General features: G+C 44.2%; 13 protein-coding genes and 1 pseudogene. 2 read left to right on the forward strand and 12 right to left on the reverse strand.

The genetic code is table 11. The annotated features are described in order from the left end of the window. Positions 1 to 261 precede the first annotated feature (261 nt). The 4 genes from A136_RS17400 to A136_RS17415 all read right to left on the reverse strand — a co-directional run bounded on the left by A136_RS17400 (position 262) and on the right by A136_RS17415 (position 6,540). Entirely contained in the window at positions 262 to 3,354 is a 3,093-nt protein-coding gene (locus tag A136_RS17400; RefSeq protein WP_017063486.1) for an error-prone DNA polymerase, read from the reverse strand. A 113-nt stretch (positions 3,355 to 3,467) separates the two neighbouring features. Beyond that, on the reverse strand, positions 3,468 to 4,937 hold the full coding sequence (locus A136_RS17405) for a Y-family DNA polymerase (protein ID WP_017063487.1): 1,470 nt from the start codon (positions 4,935 to 4,937) through the stop codon (positions 3,468 to 3,470). A gap of 3 nt (positions 4,938 to 4,940) precedes the next feature. Then, complete coding sequence (gene imuA, locus A136_RS17410) at positions 4,941 to 5,648, reverse strand: translesion DNA synthesis-associated protein ImuA (RefSeq protein ID WP_017063488.1); 708 nt, start codon at positions 5,646 to 5,648, stop codon at positions 4,941 to 4,943. Positions 5,649 to 5,799: 151 nt separating this feature from the next. Continuing rightward, the gene (locus A136_RS17415; RefSeq protein ID WP_017062135.1) at positions 5,800 to 6,540 is read right to left on the reverse strand and encodes a YciK family oxidoreductase; all 741 of its coding nucleotides are present in this window, start codon (positions 6,538 to 6,540) and stop codon (positions 5,800 to 5,802) included. A gap of 143 nt (positions 6,541 to 6,683) precedes the next feature. Here A136_RS17415 and sohB point away from each other — a divergent pair, with 143 nt between their 5' ends. Continuing rightward, positions 6,684 to 7,745, forward strand: coding sequence for a protease SohB (gene sohB / locus A136_RS17420; RefSeq protein WP_009849001.1), 1,062 nt, complete (start codon positions 6,684 to 6,686; stop codon positions 7,743 to 7,745). 209 nt (positions 7,746 to 7,954) lie between these two features. On the opposite strand, the gene A136_RS17425 is transcribed toward sohB, so the two are convergent. From A136_RS17425 to A136_RS17435, 3 genes are all read right to left on the reverse strand, one after another. Further along, positions 7,955 to 9,517 carry a SpoVR family protein gene (locus A136_RS17425; protein ID WP_017062134.1) on the reverse strand — a complete coding sequence of 521 codons (1,563 nt, stop codon included), beginning with the start codon at positions 9,515 to 9,517 and terminating at the stop codon, positions 7,955 to 7,957. 11 nt (positions 9,518 to 9,528) lie between these two features. Continuing rightward, on the reverse strand, positions 9,529 to 10,800 hold the full coding sequence (locus A136_RS17430; protein ID WP_017062133.1) for a YeaH/YhbH family protein: 1,272 nt from the start codon (positions 10,798 to 10,800) through the stop codon (positions 9,529 to 9,531). Positions 10,801 to 10,927: 127 nt separating this feature from the next. After that, on the reverse strand, positions 10,928 to 12,862 hold the full coding sequence (locus A136_RS17435) for a PrkA family serine protein kinase (protein WP_017062132.1): 1,935 nt from the start codon (positions 12,860 to 12,862) through the stop codon (positions 10,928 to 10,930). Positions 12,863 to 13,241: 379 nt separating this feature from the next. Between A136_RS17435 and A136_RS22385 the strand changes: the two are divergent. Beyond that, positions 13,242 to 13,382: pseudogene (locus A136_RS22385) on the forward strand (MipA/OmpV family protein); the annotation flags it as partial. 108 nt (positions 13,383 to 13,490) lie between these two features. Here A136_RS22385 and A136_RS17445 read toward each other — a convergent pair. The 5 genes from A136_RS17445 to A136_RS17465 all read right to left on the reverse strand — a co-directional run bounded on the left by A136_RS17445 (position 13,491) and on the right by A136_RS17465 (position 20,444). Further along, positions 13,491 to 13,991 (reverse strand): YfbU family protein, encoded by a 501-nt coding sequence (locus A136_RS17445; RefSeq protein WP_017063490.1) that lies wholly within the window; start codon positions 13,989 to 13,991, stop codon positions 13,491 to 13,493. A gap of 220 nt (positions 13,992 to 14,211) precedes the next feature. Continuing rightward, positions 14,212 to 14,952: a pyruvate formate lyase 1-activating protein gene (pflA, locus tag A136_RS17450; protein ID WP_010437353.1), complete on the reverse strand. Its 741-nt coding sequence runs from the start codon at positions 14,950 to 14,952 to the stop codon at positions 14,212 to 14,214. Positions 14,953 to 15,116: 164 nt separating this feature from the next. Next, a complete protein-coding gene (locus A136_RS17455; protein ID WP_017063491.1) occupies positions 15,117 to 16,118 on the reverse strand; it encodes a lipid A deacylase LpxR family protein in 1,002 nt (333 codons plus the stop codon). Positions 16,119 to 16,318: 200 nt separating this feature from the next. Beyond that, a complete protein-coding gene (pflB, locus tag A136_RS17460) occupies positions 16,319 to 18,595 on the reverse strand; it encodes a formate C-acetyltransferase (protein ID WP_017063492.1) in 2,277 nt (758 codons plus the stop codon). A gap of 307 nt (positions 18,596 to 18,902) precedes the next feature. After that, positions 18,903 to 20,444, reverse strand: coding sequence for a DUF3360 family protein (locus tag A136_RS17465; protein WP_008220142.1), 1,542 nt, complete (start codon positions 20,442 to 20,444; stop codon positions 18,903 to 18,905). Between the last annotated feature and the right edge of the window lie 689 nt (positions 20,445 to 21,133).

Below are 21,133 nucleotides of genomic sequence, written 5' to 3' on the forward strand. Positions count from 1 at the left end.
TCTTAACGAAATATGCTCAACTACTAGCGTAACTTTTCACACACAATCTAAGGTAGTTCCTCTTAATGATATGGTTAACGTCTAAAGTCGTCATGACTTTGAGCTTATTACTGTATAGGGAATTTAAGAAAAGACGTACGGAAGCTGAAGTTGAGTCATAACTCAACAACTGGAATTGAAGGGAAGCGGATGCTTCCCTTTTTCGTTTTTCTTTCTCTCGTTTCTTTAGCCAATGACCGGTTGAGACCAGTTGGTACTTCGCTAATGAAAATCCCGAGATTTGGTTTTCAAGCCAACAATTTCATCGGTAATATCGATAAGTTTTCCCGCGATAACATGCACGACTTCACCTTCTTTTTCTAATATCCCTTGTACTTTTAACGCCTTGGCTGTGAGATAAGCTTGCTGTTGAGCGCGTGCGGTTGCTCCCCATACCACGACATTAATATTACCAGAGCTATCTTCTAGCGTGACAAAGGTGACACCTGCCGCGGTGCCGGGAGATTGTTTTCCTGTGACTAATCCGACAACGGTGACCATAGATTTGTGTCTTTGCTGTATTAAATCTTTCATGTGTGTGAATCGACCTAGTCGTCCCGCTTCTTCGAGCAAAGTGATGGGGTGCTTGTTCAATGAAATTCCGACACTGGTGAAGTCTTCGAGTAGATCTTGCATCTCATTGGGCTTGTGCAGTACATGTTCGTCATGCCCTGCCTCAGCATCGTCATAGGCTTGGCTAAACAGAGGTAAATCCGACGCCGAGTCCATGATCGCCCAGCGAGTCTGGAAGCGGTCACCAGAAACGTTATGTAGCGCATTGGCTGATGCCAGTAGCTCGATATCTTTCTTATTCATCGATAACTGTTTGACCTGACTAGGGTGGCGATAACCGGATTGTGGGCGATTGGCGAGCACGCTTTGAATTCCATGCTCGCTGAATCCTTTGATTTGTCGCAGCCCTAAGCGAATCGCTAGACCATTCTGATGAGGGGCAACCGTGTGGTCGTTTTGAGAAGCGTTCACACATACCGGAAGTATCACCACATTGTGTCGTTGTGCGTCTTGTACCAACTGTGAAGGGCTATAAAACCCCATCGGTTGGCTATTCAACAGAGAAGCGTAGAAGCACTCTGGGTAGTAGCATTTCAACCAAGCGGAGCAATACGCTAACACCGCAAACGAAGCGGAGTGGCTTTCAGGAAAACCGTACTCGCCAAAGCCGCATATCTGTTTAAAGATCTGCTCAGCAAACTCTGTCTCATAGCCGCGCTTTTGCATTCCTTCGATGAGTTTGTTTTTAAACTTAAAGACGTTGCCATTTTTCTTCCAAGCGGCCATTGCCCGTCTGAGTTGATCTGCTTCTCCGCCTGTGAACCCTGCAGCGACCATCGCGAGTTTGATCACTTGCTCTTGGAATATCGGTACACCTAAGGTGCGCGACAGTACTGATTCCACGTCTTTAGATGGATAACTGATTGGCTCAATGCCATCTCGACGCTTGAGAAACGGATGCACCATATCACCCTGAATAGGGCCTGGGCGTACGATAGCGATTTGAATCACCAAGTCGTAATAAGTCTTCGGTTTAAGCCTTGGCAGCATGCTCATTTGTGCGCGTGACTCAATTTGGAATATCCCGACTGTGTCTGCTCGCTGAATCATGCCGTAAACCTGAGGATCGTCCTTAAGGCGAGTGATCTCAGCAATGGTCAGTGATCGCCCGTGAATACGTTTGATCAGGTCGAAACATTTACGAATCGCAGAGAGCATACCCAACGCGAGCACATCAACTTTCAGCAAGCCTAAGGTTTCTAGATCATCCTTATCCCATTGGATAATGGTTCGATCGTGCATCGCTGCATTTTCGACGGGAACCAGCTCATACAAAGGCCCTGAGGATATGACAAAGCCACCGACATGTTGAGATAAGTGACGTGGGAAGCCGATAATCTCATTCACCAAGTGGATAAACTGCTGCCCCTTCAAAGAATCAGGTTGTAGCCCTAATTGAGTGAGCTGAGCCTGCCAACCTAAGCTTTTGTCCCTGCGATTGGTGTTCTTGATGAAGTAGTCGAGCTGAGTTTCTTGTAGCCCTAATGCTTTCCCCACATCTCTCACCGCACTTTTGAAGCGATAAGAGATGACTGTTGCAGCAAGTGCAGCCCGTTCTCTACCGTATTTTTTATAGATGTATTGGATGACTTCTTCACGACGTTCGTGTTCAAAATCGACATCAATATCAGGCGGCTCATCGCGCTCTTTACTGATGAAACGCTCAAACAGCACCGAGATCTGTCTTGGGTCGACAGAGGTGATTTCTAAGCAGTAACAGACCACGGAATTGGCCGCTGAACCTCGACCTTGGTAAAGAATGCCTTGGCTTTTGGCAAACATCACGATGTCGTGAATGGTGAGAAAAAAGAAAGGGTAGTCAAGCTCGTCAATTAATCCCAATTCTTTATCTATGATTTGTTGGATGTCGTCAGGTACACCTTGTGGGAAGCGAGCTCGTTTTCCTTTTTCGACCAACATGCGCAGATAACTCATGGGTGTCTCCCCTTGAGGAATCAGCTCACTGGGATATTCGTATCGCAAGCTATTTAAATCAAATTCACACAGCTCAGCGATACGGTTGCTCTCTTCTAGCCACTCCGCTTTGAAGATATGAGAGAGCTTATTGATACTCCGTAAACAGCGCTCGGCATTAGCGAGTAAGTGACTGCCCACTTCGGTAATGGGCTTTTGGTACTTTATCGCAGTGAGTGAGTGCTGTAAGGGTAAGCGGTTAGCATTGTGCATTAGCACGCCACCACAAGCTGTTATCGGCAGTTGATGATGTTGTGACAGCTCAACGCAGTAATCTGTGTACTGCTGGTCGGTTTGCTTTAGGTGTCTTTGTAAGCCGATCCAAAGCCGACCTGAATGGTGCTGAGATAGCCATTGCCCCCAGTGCGCGTCTTCATTTTTCTGTTGAGGAAGCCAAAGAATAAAGCAGTGCTTAGCCGACATGATATCCCACTCAGAGAGCTGATAATGTCCCTTGCTGCTACGACGTCTCGCGTTGGTAATAATACGGCACAGCTCGGCGTAGGCTTGTCTGTTTGGGCATATCAAGACCACTTGGCACTCTTCATTTAGCCAAAACATGCTCCCGACAATTTGCTTGAGTGATAGTTTATGTTGCTTGATCGCAGAGTGAACCTTAACGATGCCCGCGACTGAGCACTCATCAGTAACCGCGAGTGCTTTGTAACGCAAGAAATCGGCCTGTAAAACAAGCTCCTCTGCGTGTGAGGCCCCCTCAAGGAAGGAGTAATTGCTTTGGCAAAATAGCTCTGAGTATTGCTGAGACATAACGTAATCTCACTTAACCATTGCGAGTGAACATGATTGAAAAGGGACGCTGAAATTGAATAAGTAGAACGGAGGAGCTAACAAAGTTTCTTGCTGACTTACGTTCTTACCGACTAGCTAAATAAGCCGTGCAAAAACCACTGTTTATCTGGCGTTCTAAATATCCAGAGCCACCGACCGTTTTCGCTGTGAGCAATAAAGTAGTCACGAATGACCTTCTCTCCGTCCCACCAGCCAGACACAATGCGCTCTGGGCCTTGAGATAAGGTGACGCTTTCGGTTAAGGCTTCGGGCTCTGGCAGTAAAATACTGGGCCTGAGCCGCTGTTGAACGACGCTGAGAGCTGTGGTTTGTTGCTCGCTCCTTGAGGGCGCTTGCCTTTTTGTCACAGACTTACTCAGTGTTGGGAGCGAATACTGATTGGCCTTTTCTGGCCTTGGGTCGTGCTGTATTTTTGGTGTTTGAATACAGGCTTGTCCAAGCTTTGCTTGCAGTAGTGAGAGCAAATCTAACGCGGCAAGTGTTCCGGTATTACCATCAAAAAGATCATGGTAGGCCATTTGGGGTTCTCCATGACGAACCAAGCTGAGGGTCAGTCCTTGAACCGGTGCGGTGAGCTTGAGTGACTCTAAGGTGAGATGAGTAAGGTTCGCCCATTTTTCAGCAAGGTAATCACCTTGTGCCGAATAAAAAGAGACAGGGTGATCGTCTTTATCTCTTAGGTGTAAAGTCAGAGTTAACTCGAAAGCCACTCGATCGCGTAGCTTCAAAAAACATTCGAGTTGATTCAGTAATTTCAGCAACGGCTTTTCGATAAATAGGATGTTTTCAATATCAAACAATAGCTCCAAATATTGCTGGAAATTCTCTGGTGGATGATAGAAATCAATCGGGTGCTTGAACTGGCCGTTAAGGCGACCGACATAATTCACCAAGTCGATATCAAAGCGGCGTGCGACTTCTTGCAAAGGCAGCTTTAATAAGTCTTCAACGGTATTGATACCGACACGGTTCAGGCGTTCCACTTGCTTGGTCGGTAGCTCACTGGAAATTAATGCTTGTTGATTGACCCAAGTTTTCATCTGCTCAATATTGTTTGTTGCTTGGTTGATCGCTTGCTTACCCAAAAGGATCGCAGAAAGCGGCGAATAACCCGTAGCGAAGCTGAACTGGATATTGAGCGTTTCTAAGTGGCTTTTGAGCTCATGCCAGTAGTTATCTAGCCCGTCGTAAAGTGACAGCATGTTAGAGGCTTTAATCAACAAACCATTAGGTGGCAATAACGCCATGTCGGAAGTGACCAGATACGCCCATTGAGCGATCTCTTTAAGCTTACTTTTCTCCAGTTCAATACTGTAAGGGTGGACGTGTAAGTTGTGGCACAAAGCTGCTGCAGACCCTAAGCCCATACCAAGCGAAATTCCCGATTGCAGCGCAGCTGGGTTTGCTTGCAGTACATGGTGATCTTTTTCATCCACGATGATAATAGGTTGTTCGCGTGAGTCTTCGCTCGAACCCAATTCATTAGAGTTAAACAAGGTATCCAACTGCAGAGATGGAAAGTGCAGATAAAGCCACAACATACGTTAGCCTTGCTTCGCAATAGGAAAAGCCAGCACAGTGTTACCAGACAAAGCGCGGTCTGAATTGTCTTCATAAACGACTTTCTCTGTGAGTAACGGCCAGTAGTGTGTCATGTCTAGAATAAAGCTGCCATACGACCAGCTGCCTTTTCTCTTAGTCACTTCAACCTTTAATCCCTGCGCGTGAGAAGAGAGTTTCATGCTTAAGGAAACGGGCAGGGATAATTGATTATGGCTGGTGGCTTTAAAGTGAAACTGCAGGCACTTACCGGTTTCACTGGCTGCTTGTAGGCGCTTTGTTTGGTGTATTTCTAGATCGGCTCCCCATAGCAATACAGAGTGACAAGCGCCGCTTTTGAGGCACTGCTCAGCTGCCCACAACGCATCGAGATCGCGTTGAGGCTGGATAACGAGAATGTTTTCTAATTCAATGCCTTGGCTGTTAAAAAACTCAGCACAGATCTTCCCTGGCGGGTTAATGAATATGGCCAGTTTTTGCGAGTTTTGTTGAGATAAATAGGGCGTCAGTAGGCGAAGCTCGCCGATCCCTTGTTGTGATTCAACTTCAATAACGCCGTGCGTCGGGAAGCCGCCATCAAGCTGTTTATCCAGTTGAGGATAGCCTGTTGAAGTGGTGCTTCCTTGCGTTGTTGATTGTAACCCTTTCCAGATTAGCTGGCGGTCTTGTAAGTTTTTTATTAGTTCATGCATAATTAAATACCTGTATATTTATACAGTATATTTAACAATGAAAAAGATGCAAAGAGAAATGATGAAAATTAGCGGCAGTAATAGTTGATTGATTTAGATACAAAAAAAGCCGCTATGGAAGCGACTTTTTACTATTGGTCAATGATATCAGTTACTTAGGTTGAGCATCGATACATTGGCCATTAATGTCTGTCACACTTGGGTTCATTAAGTGTAGGTACAGTGGGATGATGTCGAGTGGCGTTTTCAGCTTGTTCGCATCTTCACCTGGGTACGCTTTTGCACGCATACGTGTTTGAGTACCACCTGGGTTGATCGCATTAACACGGATGTTTGTGTCTTCAAGCTCATCCGCTAAGATCTGCATCATCCCTTCGGTAGCAAACTTAGAAATCGCGTAAGTGCCCCAGAATGCACGGCCAGAGTGACCAACGGTAGAAGAGGTGAATACGATACGACCTGCTTCTGCTTTTTTAAGTGCAGGTAGCAGAGCTTGAGTCATCAAGAACTCAGACTTCACATTGATCTGCATAACATCATCAAAGGTTTCTTCATCAATCTGCTCAAACGGGCTCAGAGTGCCAAGAACGCCAGCATTATGAAGTAGGCCGTCTAAACGACCGAACTGTGATTGAATGGTTTCAGCCATATCAACGTAGTTCTGCTTTGTCGCACCTTTTAAATCCAATGGGATAATTGCAGGCTGCGGGTAACCAGCGCTTTCGATTTCATCGTAAATGAATTCTAGGTTTTTAACATTGCGGCCTAACAGAATGACAGTTGCGCCATGTTGAGCGAAGCTTAGTGCAGCTTGGCGACCAATGCCAGCACCGGCACCTGTAACCAAAATTACTTTATCTTTGAGGGCATCTGTAGAGATTGGGTAATCCACTGTGCTTATCCTTCTTTCTTTTATTATGTTCGTCATTCCATTGATGTTTAATCACACAGATAACCGCAGGAATGATGAGAAATTCTTGGTAATCGTGACAAGATGGTTACAATACACTAATTCATACAATAGGGGATATGACATTGGAATTTTTGTTGGACTACGGCTTGTTTTTAGCCAAGATTGCGACCGTTGTAATCGCCATCATCGCAATTTTAGTGATTGCTAAATCTGTGGGTGGGAAATCAAGCGCGATTAAAGGTGAGCTGGAAATCACGAACCTATCTGAGCATCATAAACAGACGATTGAACAATTAGAGCACCATCTACACGATGATGCTTTCATCAAAGCCCGTGATAAAGCTGAAAAGAAAGCGGAAAAAGAGAAAGTAAAATCACGTGGCAAAGAAGTGAAGAAAGCAGCGAAAGAGGGTGAGCTTGATAGCAAGCGTGAACCACATCTATTCGTTCTTGATTTTAACGGCAGCATTGATGCGAAAGAAGTGGCTTCATTACGTGAAGAGGTAACGGCGGTTCTGGCTGTGGCTCGTGAAGGTGATGAAGTATTGCTTAAACTGGAATCTGGCGGTGGCATGGTTCACGGCTATGGTCTGGCGTCTTCTCAACTTGACCGTATCAAAGCGGCAGGTCTGCCTCTGACTATCTCGGTAGACAAAGTCGCAGCAAGTGGCGGCTACATGATGGCATGTATCGCAGACAAGATTGTATCTGCACCGTTTGCTATTGTTGGTTCTATTGGTGTTATCGCTCAACTGCCAAACTTCAACAAACTGCTTAAAAAGCACGACATTGAGTTCGAACAGTTAACGGCGGGTGAGTACAAACGTACATTAACTATGTTTGGTGAGAACAGCGATAAAGCACGCGAGAAGTTTAAAGAAGAGCTAGAAGAGACGCATGGCCTGTTCAAAGACTTCATTCGTGACCATCGTCCTGCGTTAGATCTTGAAAAAGTAGCAACGGGTGAGCATTGGTTTGGTACACAAGCACATGAACTTGGGCTGGTGGATGAGATCAGCACTTCTGATGATTTAGTCGTAGCGGCATGTAAGGACAAAACGGTTCTAGCGATTCACTACGTACAGAAGAAAAAGCTTTCAGACAAACTAGCGGGCGTGGCAGGTAAATCTGCAGACAGTGTGCTGATGAAGCTGATTGAACGTGGTCAAAAGCCGATTGTTTAAGCTTATTGAGTTCTAGTTCTAGTTCTAGTTCTAGTTCTAGTTCTAGGCTTGGTGCCTTACGTTCATTTACAGACGTTTGAGCCTTAAAAAGAAAGCGCATAAGTCATCAGACTTATGCGTTTTTTTATTGCTCCACTTCCGAGCGGGTGACCACTATGTTGTAGGGGGAGCGGAGTTTTATACCAAACACTGACTTACTGTGATTGATATTAAATCTTGGCTCCATAATCATTACGTTTTGGACAAGTAGTCAGAATCTCTCTATGACCCGTATCTTTGAGCTCTTCCAAAATCACATCAAAGCCCCACAAGCGATAGAGATGCTTCATCACTTCGTCGTAGCCTTTATCAAGCGGGATGCGGTCGTGAGGCACATATTGCAGTGTCATTGAGCGGTCACCACGAACATCGACATTAAACACCTGAATGTTTGGTTCAAGGTTACTTAGGTTGTATTGCGCCGCAAGCTTCTCACGAATCAGGCGATAGCCCGGATCATCATGAATAGCACTCACCTCAATGGTATTTTTACGGTCGTCGTCGAGTACAGAGAACAGCTTAAAGTCTCGAATGATTTTTGGAGAAAGGTATTGGCTGATGAAACTTTCATCTTTGAAGTTGTGCATCGCAAAGTGCACCGCTTCTAACCAATCACTTCCGGCTAACTCAGGGAACCACTCTCTATCTTCATCGGTTGGCTCTTCACAGATGCGTCGGATGTCTCTAAACATCGCAAAGCCAAGCGCATAAGGGTTTATCCCGCTGAAATAAGGACTGTTGTAGGCAGGTTGTGCGACGACACTGGTATGGCTGTGTAGGAATTCTAAGATGAACTTATCACTCACCAAGCCTTCGTCGTAAAGGTGGTTAAGAATGGTGTAATGCCAGAAGGTTGCCCATCCTTCGTTCATCACTTGAGTTTGTTTTTGAGGGTAGAAGTATTGGCTCACTTTGCGAACGATGCGAACACACTCTCGTTGCCAAGGTTCAAGCAGTGGTGCGTTCTTCTCGATAAAGTAGAGAATGTTTTCTTGAGGCTCGCTAGGAAAGCGGATCTTGGTCTCTTCTTCCTTACTTTTATTTTGAGGAACGGTTCGCCATAGCTCATTCACTTGAGATTGCAGATAAGCTTCGCGTTCTTCTTGTCTTGCTGTCTCTTCTGCAATGGAAATCTTCTCAGGGCGTTTGTATCGGTCTACGCCGTAATTCATCAGTGCGTGACAAGAATCAAGGAGCTGCTCGACTTCAGCAACACCATATTTCTCTTCACAACCACTGATGTACTTCTTAGCAAACAACAAGTAATCGATGATGGAACTGGCATCGGTCCATGTTTGGAACAGGTAGTTGCCTTTAAAGAAAGAGTTGTGGCCATAACAAGCGTGAGCCATTACCAGCGCCTGCATTGTGACCGTGTTCTCTTCCATCAGGTAAGCGATACAAGGATCGGAGTTGATTACGATTTCGTATGCCAAGCCCATTTGGCCATGCTTGTAGTTTTGCTCGGTTTGAATGAATTTCTTACCAAAAGACCAGTGGTTGTAATTGATAGGCATACCAATGCTCGAGTAGGCATCCATCATCTGTTCTGAAGTAATCACTTCAATCTGGTTTGGGTAAGTATCTAAACGGTAATGCTGCGCAACACGTTTGATTTCTACGTGGTATTTCTCCAAGAGGTTGAACGTCCAATCTGGACCATCAGGCAGCATCTTGTCGTTTTTCTTTTTTGCAGCTTTGTTTTTCTCTGCAACGTTTGATTTCGCTGTCATGGCAAACTCCCTTACGCTGTCTCTTTTTGGAACAGTTCTCTAAACACAGGAAAAATATCATCCACCGTTTTAATGTTTTTCATGGCGAAGTTGTCAAAGCTACTCTCGAGTTTTTCGTATTCGTGCCAAAGTGTTTGATGAGAGCGGCGTGTTATTTCGATGTAAGAGTAATATTGGCAAGTTGGCAGAAGCGTATTGACCAGTAACTCTTTACAGCGAGGAGAGTCATCAGCCCAGTTATCGCCATCAGAGGCTTGTGCTGCATAGATGTTCCACTCATTAGCAGGGTAGCGGTCTGCGACAATTTCCTTCATCAGTTTCAGTGCGCTTGAAACAATGGTGCCACCCGTTTCTTGTGAGTAGAAAAACTCATGTTCGTCGACCTCTTTAGCCTGAGTATGGTGACGAATAAACACAACATCGACGTTTTCGTAGGTGCGATTTAAGAACAGATACAGAAGAACATAAAAGCGCTTCGCAATATCTTTTGTGGCCTGATCCATAGAGCCCGATACATCCATTAGACAGAACATCACGGCTTGGCTAGATGGAATAGGGCGCTTCTCGTAGTTTTTAAAACGTAAGTCGAAGGTGTCAATGAACGGCACGCTTTCAATCTTTTTACGTAACTCGGCAATCTCTTCTTTGAGGCGACCTTCCTCAAAAGGTTGTGCCGGCTCCGTCATTTTAACTTGGTCAAGCTGTTCCATCAGTAGGTTAAGCTCGCGCTTTTTACCTGCTGTCATCGCGGTTCTACGAGCTAGAGATTGCTGTAGTGAACGAACGATAGCGATGTTGGATGGAATCCCCGCGCTTTGGTAACCAGAGCGGTGAGTTTTCCATTCGGTGATTTTGTTGACCTGATTTTTCTCTAGATTAGGTAGAGCTAAATCTTCAAAGAGAATATCAAGATACTCATCTTTTGAAATTTGGAAGGTAAATTCATCTTGGCCTTCGCCATCAGGGCTTGCGTCGCCTTGGCCTGAGCCACCACCTTGACCACCACCTTTAGGGCGTTCGATTTTATCGCCAGTGATGAACTGATCATTACCTGGGTGAACGCGCTCTCTTACGCCGCCTTGACCTTGGTGAAAGTTCGGCTCTTTGATGTCTTTATGGGGAATAGTGACGTCTTCACCTGTTTCTGTATTGGTGATTGAGCGTCGGTTAACTGCATCGGCCACAGATTCTTTGATTTGCTCTTTATGGCGTCGTAAGAAACGCTGTCTATTCACAGCACTCTTATTTTTGCCATTGAGCCTCCGATCGATAAATTGTGCCATAAGAACTCCCTCTCAGCTGATGTCGCGATCCTACTTTTTATTCGGGTATAAGAGTTATTGATTTACTAAGGTATAAAAGTTATTGGTTTATACGAGCTGCTCAGTTGAGCAGCTCAATACCGTTTAGTTATGAGGATTTACGAACTCTTAGGTACCACTCAGATAGCAGTCTCACTTGCTTCTCGGTGTAGCCTTTTTCCATCATACGAGCAACGAAGTCGTCATGTTTTTTCTGATCATCCGTTGAGGTCTTAGCATTGAACGAAATAACAGGAAGTAGCTCTTCTGTGTTAGAGAACATTTTCTTCTCAATCACAGTGCGCAGTTTCTCGTAGCTCGTCCACACTGGGTTTTGACCGTTATTGTTGGCTTTGGCACGAAGCACAAAGTTCACAATCTCATTTCGGAAGTCTTTAGGGTTACTGATACCGGCTGTCTTCTCGATTTTCTCTAGTTCACCATTCAGAGAAGCACGGTCAAATAGTTGGCCTGTTTCTGGGTCGCGGTACTCTTGGTCTTGAATCCAGAAATCTGCGTAGGTGACATAGCGGTCGAAGATATTCTGACCGTACTCAGAGTAAGACTCTAGATAAGCGGTTTGAATTTCTTTACCGATGAACTCTACGTAGCGTGGCACTAGGTATCCTTTCAAGAACTCTAGGTACTTCTCGGCGGTCTCTTGAGGGAACTGCTCCCGTTCGATTTGCTGCTCAATAACGTAGAACAGGTGCACTGGGTTCGCGGCCACTTCGGCTTGGTCGAAGTTAAACACACGAGACAGGATCTTAAAGGCGAAACGCGTTGATAGCCCAGACATGCCTTCGTCAACGCCAGCATAATCTCGGTACTCTTGGTAGCTCTTCGCTTTTGGATCGGTGTCTTTTAGAGTCTCACCATCGTAAACACGCATCTTAGAGAATAGAGATGAGTTTTCAGGCTCTTTTAGTCTCGAAAGAATGCTGAATTGCGATAGCAGATCGAGTGTGCTTGGTGAGCAAGGCGCTTGGGATAGCTCACTGTGCTCAAGCAGTTTCTTGTAGATCTTAACTTCTTCAGACACACGCAGACAGTAAGGGACTTTTACAATGTACACACGGTCGAGGAATGCTTCGTTGTTTTTGTTGTTACGGAAGGTCTGCCACTCAGATTCGTTCGAGTGAGCGAGAATCATACCGTCAAATGGCAGTGCAGAAAGCCCTTCGGTACCGTTGAAGTTACCTTCTTGTGTTGCCGTAAGTAGAGGGTGTAATACTTTGATTGGTGCTTTGAACATCTCCACGAATTCCATCACACCTTGGTTGGCTTTACAAAGCGCACCAGAGTAGCTGTAGGCATCAGGATCATCTTGAGAGAAGTGTTCAAGTTTACGAATATCAACTTTACCAACCAGAGACGAGATATCTTGGTTGTTTTCATCACCTGGCTCCGTTTTCGCGATCGCAACTTGATCGAGAATAGAAGGGCGCAGTTTGATGACTTTGAATTTGGAAATATCACCGCCAAAATCGTGCAGACGTTTCGCTGCCCACGGAGACATAATTGAGCGAAGATAGCGTTTCTCAATGCCATATTCGTTCTTCAATAAGTCGCCGTCTTCGTTAACGTCGAATAGACAGAATGGGTGATCGTTTACTGGGCTTCGTTCACCGTCAGCAGACAATACATAGATTGGTAGTTTCTGCATCAGGGCTTTGAGTTTTTCAGCGAGAGAAGATTTACCACCGCCCACAGGGCCAAGTAGGTAAAGGATTTGTTTACGTTCTTCTAAACCTTGCGCAGCATGTTTTAAGTAAGAAACAATCTGTTCAATCGCATCTTCCATACCGTAGAAATCTTTAAATTCGCTGTAGCGTGAGATGACACGGTTCGAGAAAATACGACTCAGTTGAGGGTCTTGAGCAGTGTCAATAACCTCTGGTTCGCCAATGGCTAGTAATAAGCGCTCGGCAGCATTAGCGTAAGCACTTTTATCGTCTTTACACAGCCCTAAGAACTCCTGCAATGTCAGCTCTTCTTCCTTGGCTGCTTCATAACGTGATTGATAGTGGTCAAAGATACTCATAGTCACATTCCCCTTGTTAACCAGTCAAAACTGACGAGCGATTGAAAAATAGGCTCTCCCTACATTTTAAGGTTAGACCCGCTTCCACAATTTTGCTTAACAATTATGTATTTATTTACAATTTTGCGTGTGAAAAACGTGGCGAGCGCAATAGGCAACTTGAGGCGCGTAGAATCAAATTATTTTACATTCGAGGGGATCTGGCCGTTTGTTTTGAGATTTTAGGTCGCTTAACAATACTCACAATGGATTTATGTGCATTAGATGTATAACTGGGCTCTATTGATTTTTGGAATGGAGTACCATATAATGCGCAAAGTTATCAAAAATTGCTCAATAAATAGGTAGATGTAGTGAAGAATAATGGGTTCAAAATAGTGGCTATCTGTATGTTACGCCAAATGTTCGAGTAACTGGTGGCGTTCGTTATACCAACCTTGAAGGTGATATAGAGAATAGCCCAATACTTGAAAGTGGTATCAACATGGCCGCGAACGTTGGTGTTGCTTACGTTTTCTAGTTGCTTTGGTTTTTCTCTTTGTGTGCGAACATTAAAAAAAGGGTTACTCATGATGAGTAACCCTTTTTCTTGAAACTTTTTAAAAGTTATCGCTGATCTATTAACGAATTAAGCGCTAAAGATTTGAGATAGCTCTGTCGCACATAGGTGGTACTGACGAGGGCAGTTGCGCCATGTTGTTAGCATGCGACGGTACTTCTCTAGCATTGGCATCTGGCTATTGAAGTGGTGATCGGCTTTGTCGAATTGAGGGTAAAGACCTTCAGAATCAACAAGGAAACGCACGTAGTGTACGATCTGCGCTTCAGAAGCGATATCAAAACCTAAGAACTGCAGGCGACGTTGGTCTACTTCAGCACTCTCTTGCTCTGCAAGCATTTTGTTCGACTCTTGCATTGCATGGTACATCTCCATGATGTCGATAATTTCGCGACATTCTGCTTCAGTCAAACAACCAAACTCTTTGTTAAGCTCACGCATTTGGAGTTCGTAACCACGTTCTACAATCGTTTGTAGACGTTGGTATTTAGCGGAGTTCTCAGGATCCATTTGAGACATTAGGTAGTATTGATTTGATAGAATTAGACGCTGAGCATTGGTCATTTCCATGGGAGGAGCCTCACTAAAAAACTAAATGTTGTATTCTTTTGTTGCAGTAAGAGTAACAGCATTCCTACGAGTGGAAACATGATCTCAACACGGATTTAATATGATTTTTTGAATTGATAAACAAAAGTTGTAAAGAAAAGTGAAAGGATTGTTTGGCTCGAAAAGAAAACGCCCCAATCGAAATTGAGGCGCTTGAAATCACTATGAACGTCAGTCTAGATTAGTATTTTACGTTTGAATGGTACTGGCTAAGAACAGCAACAATCTCGTCCATTTTCTCTTTGCTTGGCGGGTTTGTACCTTCAAGAGGGTAGTCAAAACCAAGTGCTTCCCACTTATGTGCACCAAGCTTATGGTATGGAAGCAGTTCTACTTTCTCGATGTTATCCATGTCTTTGATGAATTCGCCTAGCAGATGAGCATCTTCAGGTGTGTCCGTGTAGCCAGGGACAATCACATAACGAATCCACGTCTTCTTACCGATTTTGTGTAAGTAGCGTGCGAAATCCAGAGTACGTCTGTTTGATACACCAATGAAATCGTGGTGAATCTCATCTCGCATGTGCTTAAGATCCAACATAACTAGATCAGAGGCTTCTAGGACTTCATCAACCACTTCAGTGTGCTTACGAATGTAGCCATTAGTATCAAGACAAGTGTGGATGCCTTCAGCTTGAGCTGCGCGGAAAAAGTCACGAACAAACTCAGGTTGTAGCATCGCTTCACCACCAGAACAGGTGATACCACCGCCCGATGCTTTCATGAAATGACGGTATGATTTTGCTTCGTTGATGATCTCTTCGACCGTTACTTCCTTTCCGTCATGAAGATCCCATGTATCACGGTTATGACAGTACATACAACGCATTAAGCAGCCTTGAAGAAACACAATAAAGCGGATACCAGGGCCATCGACAGTACCACAAGATTCGAATGAGTGAATGCGACCAGTTGTAGACATGAGCTATTCTCGTAGAGGAATTTATACCGTTTATTTTATTACAAAAACGGTACATAAAATAGGGTCAAATGGTAACGAGACCTTTAAAAATAAAGGCAACCACCTGTGAAGATGATTGCCTTTATTAAACTTGAAAAGTAAAGGACGAAAGCCCTTACTGGTGGCTAGAAGAAAGCAAACATTGTGATACCGCCAGTGGTGTACACTGACTCTTTCGCTTCTTCGTAATCCGGTGTTTTTGCGGTTAGCGCTAAAGAGGCACCAACGTATCGGTTATACCAAGCGACACCCAATACAGCAGTTGCTTGAATGTTCTCTAAAGTCACATCGTAGATCGCTGGATCTTCGTTGTTTTTATTAGCGTACTCATCAACACCTGAGCGATCGCCTTCGATAGTCAGGTCGTTGAATCGGTAGCGACCTTCGAGGCCTGCATAGGTAAACCAACCAGCGTTTGATGCGCCGATCATGCCCGGTTTGAATGGGTTTTCTGTGGTGATGTTAGCTGCACCAAAGTTACCGCCTAAGTCTGTACCCCAACGAAACATGAAGCCCGTTGAAATGTCACTTCTAAAGTTACCGACGTTGATTTCAGAAACGTTAGAGATTTCGTAGTCAGTATTCGCAAGAGCTTGATTACGCATTAGGTTGAAATGGCTTAGGTAACCAACGCTTCCCGCCCATTCATCATCGACTTGGTATTCCCAACCCATCGGCTCATCCGACTTAGTGATTGAGTGAACCAGCTTTTGAGCATCTTCAGACAGTGCACGTTCGCCCGTAGTACCAAACGTGATATTAAAACGCTGGGCTTGCTGTGGGTTTAAGCTGATGTAATTGAATTCAGTGTGAAGGTAACCTGCGTATGGGCGATCATTAGGCGATGGCGTTTCTAACTCAATGTCAGAAGGCGTATACATCTTGTGGCCAATGGTGATTTCCCACTTGTCTAGAGAGCTTGCGCCCCAGTAGGAAAGACTCAATGGTTTTACCCAGTTATATGGCGTAATACTTGATGATGTGTAACCCAGAAATAAGCCGTTGGTATAGTCTTGGTCGACACCAAAAATACCATCATTATCTAAAGCAAAAGTTAACGTAGAACGCTCAGAGGCTAAAGATGAGAAAGAGAGAAGAATCAGGGGTAAACAACGCAGGTATTTCATGGAGCAGTTACTCTTAAATTATGAACCGCGATATTACCGTAATTTGACAGAATTTGTGGAAAAAAAGTGAATGGCAGGGTGCTTTTTTGCTCAACCTAACATTTCGCGGGATAGGGGAGTGTAGTGCGATTTATTTCAGATATAAAAAAGCCCCGCACATTGGCGAGGCTAATATTATTTACTGTCTATTGAGCGTGAGCTTATAGAGACTCAGTAAATGTACGTGCGATTACGTCAGCTTGTTGCTCTGCAGTTAGAGAGTTAAAGCGAACAGCGTAACCAGATACACGGATTGTTAGCTGAGGGTATTTCTCAGGGTGCTTAACTGCGTCTTCAAGAGTTTCGCGGTTAAGAACGTTAACGTTAAGGTGTTGACCACCTTCAATGCCAGCTTCGTGGTGGAAGTAACCATCCATTAGGCCTGCAAGGTTAGCACGTTGGCTGTCTTGTTCTTTACCTAGTGCGTTTGGCACGATAGAGAACGTGTAAGAGATACCATCTTGTGCGTCAGCAAACGGTAGTTTACCTACAGACGTTAGTGAAGCTACAGCGCCTTTCTCATCACGACCGTGCATTGGGTTTGCACCAGGAGCGAAAGGAGCGCCAGCACGACGACCGTCTGGAGTGTTACCTGTTTTCTTACCGTAAACCACGTTAGACGTGATAGTAAGAACTGACTGTGTAGGGATAGAGTTACGGTAAGTCTTAAGCTTACGGATCTTGTTCATGAACGTAGAAACTAGTTCACAAGCAATATCATCTACACGAGAGTCGTTGTTACCGTATTTAGGGTAATCGCCTTCGATTTCGAAGTCAGTTGCGATACCGTCTTCGTCACGGATTGGCTTCACTTTAGCAAACTTAATTGCAGACAGTGAGTCAGCTGCAACAGATAGACCAGCGATACCACAAGCCATAGTACGACGAACATCACGGTCATGAAGAGCCATTAGAGACGCTTCGTAGCTGTACTTGTCGTGCATGTAGTGAATGCTGTTTAGTGCAGTCACGTATTGCTTAGCTAACCAGTCCATGAATGTGTCTAGGCGACCCATTACGTCATCGTAGTTAAGAACTTCGTCAGTGATCTTGTCTGAAACAGGACCAACTTGCATCTTAAGTTTCTCGTCCACACCGCCGTTGATTGCGTAAAGCATTGTTTTCGCAAGGTTAGCACGAGCACCGAAGAACTGCATTTGCTTACCAACGATCATTGGAGATACACAACAAGCGATAGCGTAATCATCAGACTCTAGGTCAGGACGCATTAGGTCATCATTTTCGTACTGGATAGAAGAAGTATCGATAGATACCTTCGCACAGAAACGCTTGAAGCCGTCAGGTAGTTGCTCAGACCAAAGAACAGTGATGTTTGGCTCTGGAGAAGGACCCATAGTGTATAGAGAGTTTAGGAAACGGAAGTTCGAACGCGTTACTAGCGTACGACCGTCGATACCCATACCACCCATAGACTCTGTTGCCCAGATTGGGTCGCCAGAGAACAGCTCATCGTACTCAGGAGTACGTAGGAAACGAACCATACGCAGTTTCATTACGAAGTGGTCGATCATTTCTTGTGCTTGTTCTTCAGTGATCTTGCCAGCAGCGATATCACGCTCGATGTAGATGTCTAGGAAAGTCGAAGTACGACCTAGAGACATTGCAGCACCGTTTTGAGATTTAACAGCAGCTAGGTAGCCGAAGTAAGTCCACTGGATAGCTTCTTGAGCTGTTTGAGCTGGCTCAGAGATATCGAAACCGTATTTCTCAGCCATTTGCTTGATTTGACCTAGAGCACGATGTTGCTCAGAGATCTCTTCACGCAGTTGCATTGTTTCTGCTAGGTTTTCACCGTTTTCGAATTGCTCTTGAAGAGAAGCAAATTGAGCTTGCTTGTCTTTCATTAGGAAATCAATACCGTAAAGTGCAACACGACGGTAGTCACCAATGATACGACCACGGCCGTAAGCATCAGGAAGACCAGTCAGAACACCAGACTTACGACATTTTAGGATATCAGGAGTGTAGATATCGAAAACGCCAGCATTGTGTGTTTTGCGGTATTCTGAGTAGATTTTTGAAACCATTGGGTCAAGAGTTTCACCGTATGCTTTACAAGAACCTTCAACCATACGCACACCACCGTTAGGGATGATTGCACGTTTTAGTGGCTTCTCAGTTTGTAGACCAACGATAGTCTCAAGATCTTTCTCAATGTAACCTGCATCGTGAGCAGTAATGGTAGAGATAACAGAAGTATCGAAATCTACAGGTGCTTTAGTTGCGTTTTCCTGTTTGATACCTTCCATTACCGAAGACCAAAGCTTGTTAGTTGCTTCAGTACCCTCAGAAACTAGGAAAGACTCGTCGCCTTCATACGGCGTGTAGTTCTTTTGAATGAAATCACGAACGTTTACTTCGCTTTGCCACTCACCTGCAGCAAAATCTTCCCAAGCTTTAGCAAATTGCTCTGCCATGACATACCTACCTTTTTAGTAGAAAAAATACGTACATTAACACTGTTGAGCCAGCGCCCCTCGTAAGGGTAGTACACTCTTATTAATAACAATATATATGAGCATATAAGCGTCATATGGTTATATATATTGTCACTACCTTTTATATGTTGTCTTTACTCTATGAATTCAAGACTACGCTAAAAAATTTCTGCAAACCTTAAACTAAATCAATAAATGCCAAAAAAAGTTGAAAAAATTTGAGTGGCAGGGGTTGCCACCCAAACTTTTTTTTAATCCTAATACTACTTTTGTGTAGTAAGGACCATTATAGCCAAGCTTTTAGGCCATATTGACTTTCTAGCATACCAACTGCAAGCATTGCTACTAGACAGATAACTAAAACGCCAACTGGGATAACAATCTTATCTACAAATGATAGACGCTTCGCACGCTCTTTATCACCAATTAGACCGTTATTATCTAGAAGCATAGTCAGTGCCCATGCTAATACTGGGTTAACAACCGCTGAACCGAAGATACAGATACCAGCTGCTTGAGAGTCTTTTGAATCTTTAACCATCTGCATACCCGCTTCAAGTAGAGGTAGAGATACACCTACAAGTAGCGCAACACGCATCACTGGTGGCCATACTGCTACGTCCATTGGGAAGCCAAGAATCGCAACAATAATACATAGAGAGCCAAGCAAGATTGCGCCGCCAGGGATTGGACGTTTCGCGATAGCCGCTGGGATCATGTAAGTACCCCAAGATGAAGTGATGTTACCCCCACCAACTGCTGTACCTACCATTTGACGAACTGAACACATAGTCATTGTGTCGTCTACGTCCATCAGTACTTTTTCAGACTTTTTAGGGTAGTTCAGTTCTTGGAAGATACGGTGACCTAGGAAGTCAGGTGACCACATTGCTACTGCTAGGATTGCAAATGGTAGAGAAGCGATGAAGTGCTCAACGTTTGGTAAACCAAGCATCCAACCTTCTTCAGTAGAACCCCACCAGTAGATTGGGTTTAGGTTTGGAATGCCTGTTTCAGTTACGAATTTGATATCGAAACCAGCACCAAGTACTAGAGCAATAGCTAGACCAGTGAAAGCACAAACAGGGATTGCTAACCAACGCTTGTTCACTTTAGCAAGGAATGCATATAGACCGATGGTAACGGCTAGAACAATCAAACCGATGTAACCCATGCTACCAGCAGCGACAGTGTCAGACTGAAGACCAACAGCCCAAGCTTGAATTGAGTTGATTTGGCTCATTGTACCGGTTAGACCCAAGAAGATGAGCAAGCCACCCGCCGTACCTTCAGAGGTAAGGTTAACAAGTTTAGACCCACCTTTTAGGAAGCTTAGGATAAGACCGAAGACACCGATAAGGATTGCCAATGCAAGAGGGTGAGCACCAGCAAGAGCGATGGTACCAATAAGAGGAATCATTGGGCCGTGGTTACCGGCAAGGTTAGCTTTAGGGTTAAAGAAACCAGAAGCAAGGATACAGAACAGCAGTGCAGGGATAAGCATTTCTACACGAGCGACTTCAATCGCAAAGTCTTTACCAAGGTTTACGTGATCCCAAGCTTGAGTTAGGCCTTCAGCCCAAGACATCATTACTGCAGAGTACATCGCGATGATACCAATGGTACCAGCCAGTGCAGGAACAAGGTCTTCTAGTTCAAAGCGGAAGTCACGGCCAGGAAGGTTTAGGCCAAAGCGGCGAGGCTTCATGATTTGAAGTTCGTGATCTAGATAATCTGAGCGGTTCTCAAATTCAGAAGCAGGGCGGTGTAGCTCTTTATAGCTTTTCTCTTCTACTTCAGAGTTCGCATTGTTCACAACGTCTGACATAGATTCCTCATATTTTATGTTAGTAATTCTAAAATTGAATTCTATAAGTTCGCGTAATTGCGTTATTTCTTAGTTATAACTCATTAACATCATGTTGCACGGTTTTGATGTGCTTTATGCAGCTAAGTTAAAAGAAATGTTTGGCATTTTTAATGCCTTATTCTTTGCTGAGGAGTCTAACAAGCTTACCCTTTAGGGTGATTGATCTTGATCACTTTATGAGTATATGTGAAAGAAAGCTACAAAACGCAGCGATTCATTAACTTCCCATTGATGAATCGTGTAATTAGTTTTCACAAATTGACGTTTACCTATCTTCTTCGAGCCTTTGTCGTCATGGCTTGAGTTCAATACTCAATTCTTACTGAGTTATTTCACTATTACTTGCTTCCCAACTGTTCCGAGTGAAATGCTTACAATGTAATAACCTTAAAATAATTGTGCCTTACGGTGTGTATGTATATTTTGCAGATCTCGGCGTATCTAAGTTCACAAAACTTGTTTTTCTTGTGAGACATCCAGCTACGAGAATCTCATTTTGATTAACTTTATTTAAACAATGTAAGGGGTGTAATTGCAGCTTATTGATAGAACTCATTCATTAAATTGAGGCGAAAACGCTACCTTTTGCATAATAAGTCAGAGTGAATCGCTATTTATTCCAATTTATCAGGTTAATAATTTGTTGC

The organism is Vibrio crassostreae 9ZC13, from assembly GCF_000272045.2.
Taxonomy (GTDB): Bacteria; Pseudomonadota; Gammaproteobacteria; order Enterobacterales; family Vibrionaceae; genus Vibrio; species Vibrio crassostreae_C.

Bases quoted from the DNA above. Each gene is read 5' to 3' on its own strand.
- A136_RS17400 (WP_017063486.1), bottom strand. From the start codon at position 3,354: ATGTCTCAGCAATACTCAGAGCTATTTTGCCAAAGCAATTACTCCTTC.
- A136_RS17405 (WP_017063487.1), bottom strand. From the start codon at position 4,937: ATGTTGTGGCTTTATCTGCACTTTCCATCTCTGCAGTTGGATACCTTG.
- imuA (WP_017063488.1), bottom strand. From the start codon at position 5,648: ATGCATGAACTAATAAAAAACTTACAAGACCGCCAGCTAATCTGGAAA.
- A136_RS17425 (WP_017062134.1), bottom strand. From the start codon at position 9,517: ATGACAGCGAAATCAAACGTTGCAGAGAAAAACAAAGCTGCAAAAAAG.
- A136_RS17430 (WP_017062133.1), bottom strand. From the start codon at position 10,800: ATGGCACAATTTATCGATCGGAGGCTCAATGGCAAAAATAAGAGTGCT.
- A136_RS17435 (WP_017062132.1), bottom strand. From the start codon at position 12,862: ATGAGTATCTTTGACCACTATCAATCACGTTATGAAGCAGCCAAGGAA.
- A136_RS17445 (WP_017063490.1), bottom strand. From the start codon at position 13,991: ATGGAAATGACCAATGCTCAGCGTCTAATTCTATCAAATCAATACTAC.
- pflA (WP_010437353.1), bottom strand. From the start codon at position 14,952: ATGTCTACAACTGGTCGCATTCACTCATTCGAATCTTGTGGTACTGTC.
- A136_RS17455 (WP_017063491.1), bottom strand. From the start codon at position 16,118: ATGAAATACCTGCGTTGTTTACCCCTGATTCTTCTCTCTTTCTCATCT.
- pflB (WP_017063492.1), bottom strand. From the start codon at position 18,595: ATGGCAGAGCAATTTGCTAAAGCTTGGGAAGATTTTGCTGCAGGTGAG.
- A136_RS17465 (WP_008220142.1), bottom strand. From the start codon at position 20,444: ATGTCAGACGTTGTGAACAATGCGAACTCTGAAGTAGAAGAGAAAAGC.